Below are 13,786 nucleotides of genomic sequence, written 5' to 3' on the forward strand. Positions count from 1 at the left end.
GGACGCAGCCTTCGCTGCGTGGAACGGGGACGCTCATGTTGCGTTGTTGCTTGTTGTTGTTCGTGCTCGGCCTCGCCTCGCCGGGCCGTGCGTTTGCACAAACCATCACCACCTGCGCCGATAGCTGGGCCGAGATCGTCGCCGCCATCAGTGCGGCCGGAGCCAACGCCGGAGAGCACGATGTGCGCATCGTGCAAGGCACCTACGTGATGAGCGGCTCGCTCCTGGCCGATTTGCACCCGGATGCCTTCCTCAGCCTGCGCGGGGGCTACAACCCCGGCTGCGCCACGCGCACGCTCGACCCGACCAATACCACCCTGGCCGGACAGAGCGTGCATATGATGCGCATCATCCACAACCGCGACTTGACGCTGGAAGGCCTCACGGTGCGCCATCTCGGCGGCTACCTGCAGGGGCAGGCTGGCGGCCTCAATATCAATTGCGATGCCACCGACAGCAACATCCGCTTCGTCACCCTGCGCCACAACATCTTCAGCGACCTCGACGGCGAGCATGCCGGTGTCTACGTCTGGGGTGAGCCAGCGTGCCGACTGGATTTCCGCAACAACCTGGTGCATTCGATCACCGCCCCTGCCGGGGCCAGCAGCACTTTCTCCGGCGTGGCGCTCTGCAGTGGCATTTTCGATAGCCCGCGACAAGGCGAGTACGTCGACCAGAACACCTTCGTCGGGATCGTGGCCGGCAGCGGCAACAACGCCGGAGCACTTGCAGTGTGCAAGACCGGCACGGTCGCACACAACCTGTTCCGCAGCAACACGCCGCGCGACCTGGATCTGGTTGCGGGCAATGCCATGAACGTGATCGGCAATCTCTACGACCAGATGCCCAGTGACGGCATCGGCGGCCAGAACGTCGGGAACTTCAGCGCCGATCCGCTGTTCGTGAACCCCGGCGCGGGCGATTACCGGCTGCAACTGGCATCGCCGGCCATCAACCAGGGCGCGACGCTGACCGACTTGACGCAGGATCTCGCCGGCAATGGTCGCCAAGTCGGCTCGCGCACCGATCTCGGCGCCTACGAGAGCAACCTCAACGACCTCACCCAGGTGCTGGTGACGAACAGCGCCGACAGCGGCGCCGGCAGCCTGCGCCAGGCCCTGCTCGATGCGAATGCCAACCCCAACCACACGCTGGTGCGCTTCTCGATGCCGGGCGTCTGCGGCAGCCAGGGCATCCTGCTGTCGAGTGCCTTGCCGGACATCAGCACGGCGGTGACCATCGACGGCTACACCCAATCCGGCGCGCAGCCGAACACCAGCCCGAGCGCCTTCAACGCCCAGGTCTGCGTCGGCCTGACCCAGATCGGCGGCTCGCCGATCGGCCTGCGCGCGGTGGACGGCGGCAGCCTGGTGGTGCGCGGCCTGTGGTTCGGCAACTTCACCGGCTCGGGCGCCGCGGCCATCCGCATCGCGGGCGGCAGCGAGCACGTGATCGAGGGCAACCAGTTTTCGGGCGCCCTGCCGAACGGCACCAGCGTCGGCCAGAACCGCGTCAACGTGCTGCTTTCCGGCGGCAACGACACCCTCATCGGCGGCTCCACGATCGGCCAGCGCAACCTGATCTCGAACGCGGAGTTCCAGGGCGTGGCCGTGTCCGGTGCCGGGCTCGGCGCCGGAATCGTGGTCCAGAACAACCTGATCGGCACCAATGCCGCCCGCACGGCCACCGCCGGCAACGGCGGCGCCGGTGTCAGCGTCAGCACCAGCGGTGGCGTCGAGATCCTCGGCAATGTCATCAACGGCAATGACGGTGGCGGCGTGTCGATCACCGGCGGCAGCCTGGGCGTGGTGATCCGCGACAACGAAATCGGCCGCGCCCTGCAGGGCAATGCCGGGCACGGGGTGTATGTCGGCGGCGGCAGCTTCAGCGTCATCGTCGGCGGCAGCAGCGAGGGCGTCGATGCCGGCGGCAACTGGATCTCCTACAACAGCGGGGCGGGCGTGCGGGTCGCCGATGGCGACGCCGTGCGCGTACGCGGCAACGTGCTGTGGAACAACATGCAGCTGGGCATCGATCTCGGCACGGCCGGCGTGACTGCCAACGACGCCGGCGATGGCGATACCGGTGCCAACGACCTGCAAAACTTCCCGGTGCTGGGCGCGGCCAGCGTGCTCGGCGGCAATCTGACGGTGTCGGGTTCGCTCGATTCCGGCGCCAACGCCAACTACTACATCGACGTCTACGCCAACAGTTCCTGCGACGCTTCCGGACATGGCCAGGGCTACCGTTACCTCGGCCGCATCGACGTCAGCACCGCGGCCAATGGCCAGGCCAGCTTCCAGCAGAGTTTTGCCGATGACGAGATCCTGCCGGGTCAGTTCATCACCGCGACCGCGACGCGCACCGGGCCGACCAACATCGGCGACAGCTCCGAATTCTCGTCCTGTCTCGCCGTCGAAGCCGGAATTGATGACCTGTTCAGCGACAGCTTCGAGTAAACGCGCCGCTACCGCTGCAGTTGCGCCAGCGCGGCTGCAGCAGCAAGCGTGTCCGGGTGGTCGGGGCCGAGCACCTTGCGGCGGGTGGCGAGTGCGGCTTCGACTTCGCTGCGCGCTTCGACGTGGCGACCGCGCGCGGCGAGGGCGAGGCCTAGGCGCAGGTGGGTGCTGGCGGTGTACGGGGATTCCTCGCCCAGCGCCCTGCGCTTGCCGGCGAGCGCGGCGCGGTGCAGCGCCTCTGCGCTTTCGACATCGCCGCGGCCATACGCGGTGACCCCGAGCGCGTCGCGGGTTTCGAGCGTGATGATGTGCTCGCTACCGAGCACCCGTTCGGCTTCGGCGAGCAGGGCCTCGCCATGCCCCTTCGCCGCGTCGAAACGTCCGCGCTCGTTGAGCAGCTCCAGCAGGTTGAAGGCGTTGATCAGCCGCGTCTCGACGCCGCCCGGTCTGGACTCGATTTGCGCCAGTGCGGCGATCACGCCGCGATAGTCGGCCTCGGCTTCATCGAAGCGTCCGAGCGCCTTCAGCACGTTGGCGCGGTTGGCGAGAATGGTCAGCGCCTCCTCGGAATTCTGGCCGTGCAGCGCACGTGCGTCAGCGAGGGCGGCGTCGCCCTCGGTCAAGGCCGCAGCGTAGTCGCCACGGTCGTAGAGGATGGCTGCGAGCGCACTGCGCGTGGCGATCAGGGTCGGATGCGGGAGCACGCCGTGGCGTGGAGCGAGCAGTGCCAGGTTCTGGCGTGCCATTGCCTCGGCCTCGCCCAGTTCTCCGCGTGCCGCCACCACCTGCAGCAGCAGGTGCCGCAGCGACACCTGGAACAGCAGCAGTCGTGGCTGATCCGGCCACTGTGCGAGTACGTCCCGCAGGCGTCGCTCGGCGGCCACGGTTTCGCCGCCGGAAAACTCGGCGCGGGCGGCCTGCTCGGTTGCGGCCGCGTAGGTGTCGAACGGTTCGCGTGCGGCGCCTAGCAGCGCCAGTGCCTGGTTCGCAGCCGCAAGCTGGGCCGGGTGGTCGCCGCTGCAATGGGCCAGGAGTGCGCGCGCGACCAGCGCATCGGCCGCGGGCTCGATGGTGGTCGCGGCGGCGGCTTCGCGCTGCAGTGCGGCGATCGCGGCGGCTGCGGGCTCGGCGCGACAGCGCAGCGACTCAATCCTGCTGATCAGCTCCCACAACCCCAGCCGCTGGCCACGGAACTCGCGCTTGTCCACGGCCAGCGCCAGTCCGGCCTCGGCCTCGGCGATGGCGCGGTCGACCTGTCCGAGCGAGTCGAAGCCGCGCGCGAGCACGCCGTGGATCGCGATGCGTTGCGCCAGGTTCAGCGAGTCGTCGCGGGCGAGACGCGCGGACGCGGCGCCGAGCACGTCGGCGACGCGGGTGTCGGCACCACGATGGGCATCGGCCGGAGCCGCGAGCAGGTCGGTCAGAAACCGGTTGACCGCCTCGGCACCGTCGCGCGCCGCCACCGCAGCCGCGGCTTCGCGTTGTGCACGACGCGCCTGGTCCAGGGCACCGAGCAGCGCCGCGACGATCGCGGTCAGCGCCAGGCCGACGCCGAGAAACGCCAGGCGATGGCGCGAGACGAAGCGGCGCAGGCGATAGACGAGCGCGTCGCCGCGTGCGAGCACCGCCTCGCCGGCGAGGTGACGGCGCAGGTCCGCGGACAGTTCGGCGACGCTGGCGTAGCGCGTCAGCGGATCACGGCGCAGGCAGCGGGCAATGATCGCGTCCAAATCCCCACGCACCTCGTTCGCCTGCACCGCATCGGTCTTCATCGCGCTGCTCGCCGGCGGCGGGTCGCCGGATTCGAGCGCGGCGGCGATGCGCACCAGGTTGCCGTCCTGGCGCTCCGCGGGCAGCGCGCCGCTGAGAAGTTCGTACAGCATCAGGCCGAGCGCGTACTGGTCGATCGCGGGCGTTACCTCGTCGCCGGCGAACTGCTCGGGCGCGGCGTAGCGCGGCGTCATCGCGGCGAGCCCGGTGTGGGTCGCAGCACCGCTGTCTTCGAGCAGGCGCGCGATGCCGAAGTCGAGCAACTTCGGGATGCCTTCCGCGGTCACCAGCACGTTGGCCGGCTTGAGATCTCGATGCACGACCAGATGCCGATGCGCGTGCGCCACCGCATCGCAGACCGCGAGCATCAGCCGCAGACGTTCGGTCAGCGACAGCTGGCGTTCTCGGCAATAGCAGTCAAGTGCCACGCCTTCGACGTATTCGAGCACCAGATAGGGCTCGCCCTCGGCATCGATGTCGGCACCGAGAAAGTGAGCGATGTTCGGATGGCTGAGCCGCGCCAGGATGCGGCGCTCGCGCAGCAGGTGGCGCAGCATCGACAGCCGCGCCACGCCGCGCACGCGTTTGATCGCCACGCGCTGCTCGATCTGGCCATCGCAGCGCTCGCCGAGCCAGACCTCGCCCATGCCGCCCTCGCCGAGCAGGCGCAGCAGTCGATATGGACCGACGCGCGTGTCCTTGCCCGAGCTGGCGCGACGCGGTGGTGGTGCCGGGTCTGCGGCAGTGCGGGCGACGCCGTCGAGCAGTCGCGCCAGCTCCAGGGCGCTGGCCAGCGCCGGATCGGCGCCTGCCGCGAGCGCGTCGCGATCGATGGCTTCGCGGTCGGCGATGCGTGCGAACAGCGCATCCGCCGCCGCGTCCGGTTTCGGCTCAGTCGGCATCGGCATCGTGCAGCAGGTCGGACATCTTTTTCAGCACGCGCTGCAGCTTGATGCGCACGCCGTCCGCGGACTCGTCGAGCTCGGCACCAATCTCGGGAAAGCTCATGCCGAACTCGAAGCGCATCACCACCAGTGCCTGGTGGTGCGGCGGCAGTCGCTGCAGCGCCTGCTCGTAGGCGATCGCGCCCTCGCGACCGAGCGCGGTCTCCAGCGCCGAACCCGAAGCCGCAGGCAGCAACTCCAGCACGGCTTCGTCGTCGCGCTCGGGCTGCAGGCGGCGTTCGCGCAGGGCGTCGCGCAGCGCGTTCAGCAGGGTCTGGCGCAGATAGGCGTAGAACGCGCCGGCATGCGCCGGGTCGAAGCGATCGATGCGCGCCAGCACGCGCATCAGCGCCACCTGCACCAGGTCGGCGGTGTCGTTGGCATCGCGCAACTGCGGCGGCAGGCGTCCGTGTGCCCAGCGCCGCAGCAGCGGCTCGACACGGCGCAGCAGCAGTTCCGCAGCATCGCGCTCGCCGGCACGCAGGCGTGCAAGCAGCAGCGCGGTGGTCTGGCCGGAGGGAGGTTTCGGCTCGTCCATCGGAAGGTCGTGGCTGGCAACCAGGGCGGCAGCGTACCAGTGCGGGTCGCGCGGCGGCGCCGTTGCGACCGCCTTCGGGCAAATCCGGGGCAGGGTGGTGGCGGGCGTTGTGTCGGGTCGCGTGCCGCGTAAGCTGGGCTCACCCAAGCAGGACATCCCCATGGCCCGACAGATCGCCATCGTCGAAGACGAACCCGCCATCCGCGCAAACTACTCGGACGCATTGCGCCGACTCGGCTTCGAGGTGCAGACCTATTCCTCACGTCCGGATGCGAGCAGCGGCTTCGACATCCGCCTGCCGGATCTGGTGCTGATCGACATCGGCCTCGGCGACGAGCCCGAGGGCGGCTTCGAACTCTGCCGCGAACTGCGGCAGAAATCGGCGACGTTGCCGATCATTTTCCTGACTGCGCGCGATTCCGATTTCGACATCATCTCCGGCCTGCGTCTCGGCGCCGACGATTACCTGACCAAGGACGTGTCGCTGCCGCACCTGACCGCGCGCATCAACACCCTGTTCCGCCGCGTCGATGCACTGCGCCGGCCGCAGGGCGCCGAGGCGACGCTGAAGAATGGCGACCTGTCGCTGCAGCCCGAGCGCATGCGCGTGACCTGGAAGGACGTCGAGGTGCCGCTGACGGTGACCGAGTTCTGGATGGTGCACACCATGGTGCGCCATCCCGGCCACGTGAAGTCGCGCGATGCACTGATGCGTGACGCCCAGGTGGTGGTCGACGACGCCACCATCACCTCGCACATCAAGCGCATCCGCAAGAAGTTCATCGCCATCGATGCGAACTTCGACGAGATCGAGACCATGCATGGAGCCGGTTATCGCTGGCGGGCTTGAGGTTTCGGCATCGCGGCTTGGAAGCCGCTCCCACTGTCGCCCCTCAAGCGTTGTTCGGAGAAATAGTGGGAGCGGCTTCCAAGCCGCGATGCTTTCTCCCACTAGACTGACCCGGCCATGACGCTGCGCCTCAAACTGATACTGATCGCCCTGGTGGCCTTGCTGCTGCCGTGGGCGGGCTTCCAGTTCATCAAGCAGATGGAGTTGCTGCTGCGCGAAGGCCAGGAACGCGCGCAGCTTTCCTCGGCGCGCGCGCTGGCGCAGGCCTTCGTCGCGACCGCGCCGGAATTGCCGGCGGCAGGGCGCGTCGCGGTGCTGCCAGAAGCGCCGCCGGTGTTGCTGCTCGACGGCAGCGCGGACGACTGGCAAAGCGCGGCGTTGCAGCCGTGGCCGAGTGTGGGCCCGGTCTCTCGGGTGCACCTCGCGGCGCGCGCGAGCGTGCTCTACGGACTGATCGAGGTGCAGGACCGCAGTCGGATGCGCGCCGATCCCGACGCTCTGGTCGCCGGCGCCTACGACCACATTGAATTGCACTTGGGCGGGGGCGCACGCCGCTTTCGCTACCAGCTCGGCAATGCTGCTCCGGGACCCTTGCAAGTGCAGGCCGACGCCGCCGATGCGCCGGCGCTGCAAGGCGAATGGGCCGAAACCACGGACGGCTATCGCATCGAGTTTTCGCTGTTCCTGCCACGCGACGGCATGACGCTGGCAGCGGACGTCGTGGATACCGACCAGTCGCATACCACTCGCACTCTGCCGGTGCTTGGCGATCCCGGACGCGGCGAAGCCTCGCTCGTGCTCTGGCTCAGCGATTCCGGCTTCACCCGCGCGCTGCAGCCGCTGGTGCCGCCCGGAGCGCGCCTGCGTGTGCTCGCCGCCGATGCGCATGTGCTCGGCAAGGCGGGCAAGCTTGAGGTCGGCGACATCCAGGCGCGCACGCCGTGGCCGAACTCGTGGATCTATCGCGCGCTGCTGGCACCGCCGCTGGTTGATGCCAGCGACTACGCCTGGGATCTCGAAGAACTCAACGTCGATGAAGTCTGGCAGGCCCTTTCCGGGATCGAGGCGAGTGTCTGGCGGCCATCGAACAACGAACGCACCGTCATCGTCGCCGCCGTGGTGCCCCTGCGTTGGGGCGGCGCCACGCGTGGCGCGCTGGTGCTGGAGCAATCGAGCGACGCGTTGCTGGTGATCGCCAACGACGCCGTCGCCAAGCTGATGGCGGCAAGCCTGATCGCAGTGCTGGTTGCGAGCTTCGTGCTGTTTGGTTTCGCCGGCGTGCTCTCGTTCCGCATCCGCCGTCTGCGCAATGCCACCGAACGCGCGCTGCGACCGGACGGTCGGCTCGATCCCAAGTTGCCGCACCTGAAGGCAGTGGACGAAGTCGGCGACCTGTCGCGCAGTTTCGCGCGCCTGCTCGACGAGATCGGCGGCTACAACGAATACCTGCGCACGCTGGCGAGCAAGCTCTCGCACGAGTTGAACACGCCGCTGGCGATCGTGCGTTCCTCGCTCGACAACCTCGATCACGAACCGCTGCCGCCGGAGGCGCGCGTCTATGCCGATCGTGCCCGCGCCGGCGCCGATCGCCTGTGGGGCATTCTGCGCACGATGGCCGAAGCCAGCCGCATGGAGAAGGCGATCCAGGCCGCCGAAGCCGAGGACTTCGATCTCACCGGCGTCGTGCGCGGTTGCGCCGAGTCCTATCGTGGCATCGCCGGCAACCGCCAGTTGCACGTGATGCTGCCGGAGTCGCCAATCCGCCTGCATGGCGCGCCCGACCTGATCGCGCAGGCGTTGGACAAGTTGTTCGACAACGCCAAGGGCTTCACGCCCGAGGGCGGCTGGATTCGCATCAAGCTCGTGCTCGATGCCGAGGGCGCCGAGATCGGTGTCGCCAATTCCGGTCCGCCGCTGCCGGCGAAAATGCAGGAGCGTCTGTTCGACTCGCTGGTCTCGATGCGCGACGCCGGTTCGCTGCGCGCCGCCGGCGAAGTACCGCACCTTGGCCTCGGCCTGTACATCGTGCGCCTGATCGCCGAAGCCCACGACGGCAGCGCACTCGCCTACAACCTGCCGGCCGAAGCCGGCGTCGAATTCCGCCTGCGGCTGAAAGGCATGCCGCGATGAAAAACTCAGTCGGGTAGCGACTGCAGCAATTGCAGCCACCAGCCGTTGGCGGCGGCGATCCACAGCGCGATCACGATGAACGCGATCAGCTGCCAGCGCGAGGCCACCGATTCGTCTTCGATCACCAGGCCTTCGTCCCAGGGTGCGCTGCCCTTGTTCAGGGTCTGTGCGCCGGCGATCAGGATCGCGAATGGCGCGATGAAGGGCAGGCCGAAGCCGAGTCCGCGCCCGAGCACGCTGAAGCTGCGCCGCAGCGCGCGCGGAATGCCGGGAGCCTGACCGCGTTCGTCGCGCAGGCGTAGCCCGAGCAGGTACTTGCCGGGCGTGGTGCCGAACACGCCGACCAGCACCGACTCGATCACGAAGTAGGCAACGCAGGCCAACCACAGCAGGACCCAGAATTGCGGTGTGGCCAATGTCTCGGGACCCTTGGCACCCTCGGTGCTCGCCCACCAGGCCGCAGCAGCACCGAGGCCGAGCGACATCACATCGACATAGCGTGCGAGCAGCCGCTTACCGAGTTGCAGCAGTTTTCGACCGGACTCCTCGGCAGCGGCGGCGGCGCGCGGGCGTTCGTTGCGCGCGTTGCCACGCGCGCCGGGCAGGGCCGGTGGCTGCGGCCGAGGTGGCGTCGCGACGCGGCGCTTGCGCTCGTCGGCCGTGGTCTTCGGCAAGGCGTCGGTCCGCTGCGATGGCGGCAATTCGCGTTGCTTGCTGCGGTCTTCGCGCCGCTGCGCCTTGGCCATCTGGGTCGCACTCGGTGCTTCCTGGGTAGCACGGCCGAAGCGCAGCAGGATGCGTGACAGTGGCAACCACTCGCCCAAGTCGACGTGCCAGGCCAGCGCATCGCTCCCGAAATCGCCACGGCCGGCGGCGCGCACCACCTCGTCCCGGGTCATCGGGCCGGAAGTCGTGCCATCGGGTTCGGCCACGTACCAGACGTCGCTCATGCAGGCTCCTGTTGCGGCCGGATTCTGTCATGCCGCGGGATCACTTGGCGGCAGCCTTGTCGCACCGCAATAATCGAGCGCTCCACTGGACCTTGCCGATGCTCACGCAGGACGAATTCAATGCGCTCGCCGCGCAAGGCTTCAACCGCATCCCGATCGTGCGCGAGGTGTTCTCCGACCTCGACACGCCGCTGTCGGTGTACCTGAAGCTCGCCGACGGGCCGCACACCTACCTGTTCGAGTCGGTCGAGGGCGGCGAGAACTGGGGTCGCTATTCGATCATCGGTCTGCCGGCGAAGACCACGTACACGTTGCGCGGCCATCGCTTGTCGATCGCGCAGTTCGGCGAGGTGGTCGAAGAGCGCGAACTCGCCGATCCGCTCGCGACGCTCGATGCGATCCGCGAATCGTTCCAGGTGCCGAAGCTGCCGGACCTGCCCGCCTTCACCGGCGGCCTGGTCGGCTACTGGGGTTTCGACACCATCCGCTATGTCGAGGCCAAGCTCGCGCGCGACGACAAGCCCGATCCGATCGGTGCACCCGACGTGCTGCTGATGTTGAGCGAGGAAGTCGCGGTGTTCGACAACCTCAAGGGGCGGCTGTACCTGATCGTGCACGCCGACCCGAACGAGGCGCGAGCCTATGCGCGCGCGCAGCGACGCCTGGATGAGCTGGTGTTCCGGCTGCGCCGTTCCGGGCCGAGCTATCCGGAAGTGCTGGACCCGACCAGCTTGAGCGAAGCCGATTTCATCTCCGGCTTCACCCGCGAAGGCTTCATCGCCGCGGTCGAGCAGTCCAAGGAATTCATTCGCGCCGGCGACATCTTCCAGGTGGTGTTGTCGCAGCGGCTGACGGTGCCGTTCCGCGCGCGCCCGGTCGATGTCTATCGCGCATTGCGTGCGCTGAATCCATCGCCGTACATGTATTTCCTCGACCTCGGCGAACGCCAGATCGTCGGCTCCTCGCCGGAGATTCTGGTGCGCCTGCAGGATGGCCAGGTCACGGTGCGTCCGATCGCGGGCACGCGCCCGCGCGGGCGCACGCCGGAACAGGACCACGCGCTGGAAGCGGAACTGCTGGCCGATCCCAAGGAACGTGCCGAGCACCTGATGCTGATCGACCTCGGCCGCAACGATGTCGGCCGCGTCGCCGAGGCTGGCAGCGTGCGCGTGCCCGAGCGCTTCGTGATCGAGCGTTATTCGCACGTGATGCACATCGTCTCGGAAGTGCAGGGCAAGCTCGCCGCCGGCCTCCAGTTCGCCGACGTACTCAAGGCCACGTTCCCGGCTGGCACCGTCAGCGGTGCGCCCAAGATCCGCGCACTCGAAATCATCCAGGACCTGGAGCCGATCAAGCGCGGCATCTACTCGGGCGCAGTCGGTTACGTCGGCTGGTGGGGCGACGCCGACACCGCCATCGCCATCCGCACCGCGGTGATCCAGGACGGTCAACTCCACGTCCAGGCCGGCGCCGGCATCGTCCACGACTCCGACCCCGAGAAGGAATGGGACGAAACCATGAACAAAGGCCGCGCCCTGTTCCGCGCGGTGGCGCAGGCGGCATCAGGACTGTGAGGAGACGGCCGCGGTGACAGCGTTCGTCCTGCTTCCGGGAATGGACGGAACCGGCAAGTTGTTCGACGCCTTCGTCGCCGCGCTTGGCGCCGACCATCAGATCACCGTGGTGAGCTATCCAAGCGATGCGTCGCTCGGATATGGCGAACTGGAAGCGGTCGCGCGCGCGGCTCTGCCAGTTGATCGTCGTTACGTGCTGCTGGCCGAATCGTTCTCGGGCCCCATCGGAATATCGATTGCTGCCTCGAAACCGCTCGGGCTCGCGGGGCTGGTGTTGTGCTGCACTTTTGCGCGCTTGCCATTTCCCTACGCGCGCTGGATGCGACACTTGGCGCGCGCAGCGCCCGCTTGGCGTGTGCCGGAAACACTGGTCGAGTGGATGCTGCTCGGGCGCCATGTGACGTCGGAGCTGCGCAGAGATGTCGCAGCGGTGCTCGATCAAGCTCCGCCAGCCGTGTTGAGGCGGCGTCTCGCCGAGTCGCTTGCGATCGACGCTCGCCCGCTGTTGGCGTCCATCCAAGTGCCCACGCTGTACTTGCGGGCGACCGACGATCGCCTGATTCGGCGCGCCGCGTCGCTCGGCATTGCGGCGGCGCTGCCGCAGCCGCAGATCCAGGACCTGGACGCACCGCATTTCCTGCTGCAAGTGCAACCGCGTGCAGCCGCCGAAGCGGTGCTGGCCTTTGCTTCGCCGCTGACTGACTAGCGCGACGGTTTCGACGCCTCCTGCAGCGCTGCAGACGACGTCTGGGGCCGGGCGCCCATTTCGCGCGCCGCCCCGGCTGGCGCATGCATGACACCCAGATCGTCGCGCCTTGCATCGCGTGCGAGCAACGGCCTGTGCACATCGTCGGCCGATCGACCCGCGCCGAGTCGACTCACCGCCAGATCGCCGTGCCGCGCCAATCCTTCGGCATGCCCATCGCAGCGATCGGCACGGCTGCGTGGTCATCGATCAAGGCGAGGAGCCGATCGCGCCAATGGCATCTGGGCGCGACGGTCCTGAGCATGTGGCGAACGATCAGCAGTACCGCGTAGACCTTTCCGCTATCGGGAATTTCGTGCGGCCAAAGCCGCGAACGTGAGGGTAGCTTCGGTCGAATCGCGAACTGGCGGCTCCACAGGCGCTTGTGGTGTGCGCACAGATTGCGCGTGTAACTGAGCGTATGCAGCCAACTCGCGAAGTGCAGATCGGGCACGCCGTACTCGCCGGCTATTGCCCGCTTGATGTCCGGTGAGAGTGATGCGTAGAGTTGCGAGATCGTGCCGAAGGAAAGCAATTCGGTGGCCATCCAGACCGGGAGGTGCGTCTCGGATCGGTACTTGCTTCGGAAGTGGGCGGCGAAAGTTTCACGGGCGCGACGCTCTTCCGTATCGAGTTCGATCATGAACTTCGTGTGCTCGAAGTGCGGTGAGAAATTCGCCGGATCGGTGTGGCCGAATGCACCGAATCGATGCCCAACCTCGTAGGTCACGGCAGTGCGCATGGCGACTTCGATGCGTTCGATCGCGTCGAGTACAAGCAGCCGGAGTTTGCGGTCGAAGACGTACAGCCCGGCGACATCATCGAAATCGGTTCCGGCGCGGAACAGTTCGCCGTGCTTGAACGGAAGGAAATAGGCGCTCAGCCGGTAGTAGCTGACCCGCTGAAGCCAGTGACGAGCCCGCGCAGTATCGGGCACATGCAGGCCGCGCTGTTGAAGCAGCGCGAGCTGTTCGTCGAACGTCAGTGCCGGCTTGTCGTATCTCATCGTCCAGAAATGAAAAACCCGCCAATTATGCGCATCACCTGCCGAGGCAGGGCTAAGCGTGGCGGGTATGTTGGGGCGCAGTCTAGAGGCGACGTGGAGCTGACGCAATTTCCAGCCATCGATTCCAGCCATCGATGGGCTCAAGTCTTCTGCCGAAGTGGTCGCCAACGATACGCCCACAGCCCCACCACCGCCCCGATCATCGCCATCGCCGAGTCCTTCTGCGCGTCCCAGATGTCGCCCTGGGTGCCGAGGTAGGCTTGGCCGAGTTCGCCGCCGAAGATTTCGGCGGCCTGCCATTCGATCATCTCGAACAGTTCCGAGTTGGACATGATGAATAGGATCGGGACCAGGTTGCGCCACCAGCTGCGCAGCGGGCCGCGGGCTTCGAGCAGTTCGGCGACGGCGGGCACGACCAGCAGGCCGTAGCTGAAGTGGATGACGCGGTCGTAGTGGTTGCGGCTCATGCCGAGCGCATCCATCGCGTCCCAGCCGGTGAGCGACTTCAGCCAACTGCTCCAGGGCACTTCGGCATAGGTGTAGTGGGCGCCTATCTCGTGCAGGCAGAAGAACACGAACAAGAGCGTGTAGGCCAGGTTCGAGAAGCGCATGCGGCGGTAACTCCAGACAAGCAGCGGCACGGCGATGAAGACCAGCAGGTTCTCCAGCAGCCAGTCCTGCCGGTACCAGGGCGCGATGGCGAGCAGCGTCCACCAGGCCAGGAACACGCCCAGCAAGGTCAGCGGATAACGCGACGAGGGCGCAGTGGAAGCGGTCGGGTGGTCGGTCATGCCGGAGCTCCGCAGTCCGTTCGAGTGTA

Annotated in this window: 10 protein-coding genes; 5 read left to right on the forward strand and 5 right to left on the reverse strand. The window is 67.5% G+C overall.

Features of this window, described 5'->3' with window-relative positions; all coding sequences use genetic code 11:
- Window positions 1-35 precede the first annotated feature (35 nt).
- Window positions 36-2,459, forward strand: coding sequence for a right-handed parallel beta-helix repeat-containing protein (locus IPG63_06785; protein MBK6726958.1), 2,424 nt, complete (start codon window positions 36-38; stop codon window positions 2,457-2,459).
- Window positions 2,460-2,467: 8 nt separating this feature from the next.
- On the opposite strand, the gene IPG63_06790 is transcribed toward IPG63_06785, so the two are convergent.
- The gene (locus IPG63_06790; protein ID MBK6726959.1) at window positions 2,468-5,131 is read right to left on the reverse strand and encodes a serine/threonine protein kinase; all 2,664 of its coding nucleotides are present in this window, start codon (window positions 5,129-5,131) and stop codon (window positions 2,468-2,470) included.
- Window positions 5,121-5,711 (reverse strand): sigma-70 family RNA polymerase sigma factor, encoded by a 591-nt coding sequence (locus IPG63_06795; protein MBK6726960.1) that lies wholly within the window; start codon window positions 5,709-5,711, stop codon window positions 5,121-5,123. Before IPG63_06795 ends, IPG63_06790 begins: the two co-directional genes overlap by 11 nt.
- Window positions 5,712-5,871: 160 nt before the next feature.
- On the opposite strand from IPG63_06795, the gene pdsR reads away from it, so the two are divergent.
- A complete protein-coding gene (gene pdsR / locus IPG63_06800) occupies window positions 5,872-6,561 on the forward strand; it encodes a proteobacterial dedicated sortase system response regulator (GenBank protein ID MBK6726961.1) in 690 nt (229 codons plus the stop codon).
- A 117-nt stretch (window positions 6,562-6,678) separates the two neighbouring features.
- A complete protein-coding gene (locus tag IPG63_06805; protein ID MBK6726962.1) occupies window positions 6,679-8,691 on the forward strand; it encodes a histidine kinase in 2,013 nt (670 codons plus the stop codon).
- A 5-nt stretch (window positions 8,692-8,696) separates the two neighbouring features.
- Here the strand turns inward: IPG63_06805 and IPG63_06810 are convergent, their stop codons facing one another.
- Window positions 8,697-9,641 carry an RDD family protein gene (locus IPG63_06810; GenBank protein ID MBK6726963.1) on the reverse strand — a complete coding sequence of 315 codons (945 nt, stop codon included), beginning with the start codon at window positions 9,639-9,641 and terminating at the stop codon, window positions 8,697-8,699.
- Window positions 9,642-9,739: 98 nt separating this feature from the next.
- On the opposite strand from IPG63_06810, the gene IPG63_06815 reads away from it, so the two are divergent.
- Window positions 9,740-11,215 (forward strand): anthranilate synthase component I, encoded by a 1,476-nt coding sequence (locus IPG63_06815; protein ID MBK6726964.1) that lies wholly within the window; start codon window positions 9,740-9,742, stop codon window positions 11,213-11,215.
- Window positions 11,216-11,228: 13 nt separating this feature from the next.
- Window positions 11,229-11,921, forward strand: coding sequence for an alpha/beta hydrolase (locus IPG63_06820; GenBank protein MBK6726965.1), 693 nt, complete (start codon window positions 11,229-11,231; stop codon window positions 11,919-11,921).
- Between the two features lie 172 nt (window positions 11,922-12,093).
- Here IPG63_06820 and IPG63_06825 read toward each other — a convergent pair whose 3' ends face one another.
- Complete coding sequence (locus tag IPG63_06825) at window positions 12,094-13,098, reverse strand: Abi family protein (protein ID MBK6726966.1); 1,005 nt, start codon at window positions 13,096-13,098, stop codon at window positions 12,094-12,096.
- A gap of 8 nt (window positions 13,099-13,106) precedes the next feature.
- Complete coding sequence (locus IPG63_06830; GenBank protein ID MBK6726967.1) at window positions 13,107-13,757, reverse strand: DUF2238 domain-containing protein; 651 nt, start codon at window positions 13,755-13,757, stop codon at window positions 13,107-13,109.
- Window positions 13,758-13,786 lie beyond the last annotated feature (29 nt).

The organism is Lysobacterales bacterium, from assembly GCA_016703225.1.
In the GTDB taxonomy this organism is placed as follows: domain Bacteria; phylum Pseudomonadota; class Gammaproteobacteria; order Xanthomonadales; family Ahniellaceae; genus JADKHK01.